Annotated in this window: 1 protein-coding gene; it reads right to left on the bottom strand. The window is 74.1% G+C overall.

All coding sequences use genetic code 11. The annotated features are described in order from the left end of the window. The coding region (locus ACGFYY_RS42350) for a polyketide synthase dehydratase domain-containing protein (protein WP_393717984.1) at positions 1–1628 on the bottom strand (1628 nt) is incomplete at both ends.

Genomic DNA, 1628 nt, shown 5'->3' with positions numbered 1-1628 from the left:
GGTGATCAGCACCGTCCCCTCCGAGGACCAGGCGGTACCCGCGGCCTCCGGCGCCGCTTGCGCAGGCGTCAGGCGGGGAACCAGCACTGCGCCGTCACGTAGCGCCAACTGGTGTTCCCCGGCCGCGAAGGCGGAGCCGGCCGCATCGAGGGGAAGATCCGTACCGCTCAGGTCCAGCAGGGCCACCCGGCCCGGGAACTCTGTCTGCGCCGAGCGGGCCAGACCCCAGACCGCGGCGCCCGCCGGGTCCGGGACCGGCTCGCCCGGAGCGGTGGCCATGGCCCCACGGGTCACCAGCACCAGCTGGGACGTCTCGAACGCGGGCTCGGAGGTCCACTCCTGGAGCAGTGCCAGCGCGGCGGCCGTCCGTGCCGCCGTCAGGGCCGGCACCGCCTGCCCGTTCGGCTCCGCCTCCGCGAAGAAGGGGACGTACACCAGCCCGGGCATCGCGCGACCGGAGGCGAACGCCTCGCGCAGCGCGGCCAGATCGGCGTGGTCCTCGAGGCCCTCGGTACCGGCGGGCCGCTCCCCGGCGCCGAGCCAGACGGCCTCCGGAGCCGCGTCCGTGCCGCTCGCCACGGCCTCCCAGCTCACCCGGTAGAGCCACTGGTCCTGCGGGGCCCGCCCCGCCGGAATCTGCTCGGCCGACACGGGACGCAGTACCAGGGACTCGATGGTCGCGACCGGACGGTCACCGTGATCGGTGATGTGCACCGACACCCCGCCGCCGTTCTCCGTCGGTACCATCCGCAACCGCAGCGCGGACGCGCCCGTCGCGTGGAGCTGCACGCCGTTCCACGCGAAGGGGAGGACCGCCGCGTCACCGGTGACCCCGGTCAGGGCGACCGAGTGCAGGGCGGAGTCGAGCAGCGCGGGGTGCAGTCCGAACGTGGCCGCGGCGTCGAGCTCCTCCTCGGGAAGTACGACCTCGGCGAACACCTCTTCGCCTCGGCGCCACACCGCCCGCAGGCCCTGGAAGCACGGCCCGTAGTCGAAACCCTGCTGCAGAGAGGTGGCGTAGAACCCGTCGATCCCCACGGCTTCGGCATCGCGCGGAGGCCACACATCCCAGGGTGAGTCCGACGCGACGGGCGCCTCCGGAGCCAGCACCGCGCTCGCGTGCTGGGTCCAGGCGGCCTGGGCCGTCGTGGACGCACCCTCGGCCGCGGGGCGCGAGTGCACGCTCAGCGTGCGGTGCCCGGAGTCGTCGGGCGCGCCCACCAGGAGCTGTACCTGCACCGCGCCGTCGTCGGGCAGGACGAGCGGGGCCTGCAGGGTCAGCTCGTCGAGGCGGCCGCAGCCCACGTGGTCACCGGCCCGGATCGCGAGGTCCACGAAGGCCGTGCCCGGCAGCAGCACCGTGCCCATCACCCGGTGTCCGCCCAGCCAGGGGTGCGTACGCAGCGACAGCCGGCCGGTGAACAGCGTCCCGCCGGAACCGGGCAGCTCCGCCACGGCGCCCAGCAGCGGATGGTCCGCCGCATGCAGACCCGCGGTGGTGACGTCCGCGGCACCTGTCTTGCCCGTGTCCTTCAGCCAGTAGTGCTGGTGTTGGAAGGGGTAGGTGGGGAGGTTGGTGTGGTGGGTGGGGGTGGGGGTGGTCCAGGTGGGGGTGGTGCCGAGGGTGT

The sequence above is a fragment of the Streptomyces sp. NPDC048331 genome (genome assembly GCF_043201215.1).
Classification (GTDB): domain Bacteria; phylum Actinomycetota; class Actinomycetes; order Streptomycetales; family Streptomycetaceae; genus Streptomyces.
This window is presented reverse-complemented; position numbering and strand designations above follow the sequence as displayed.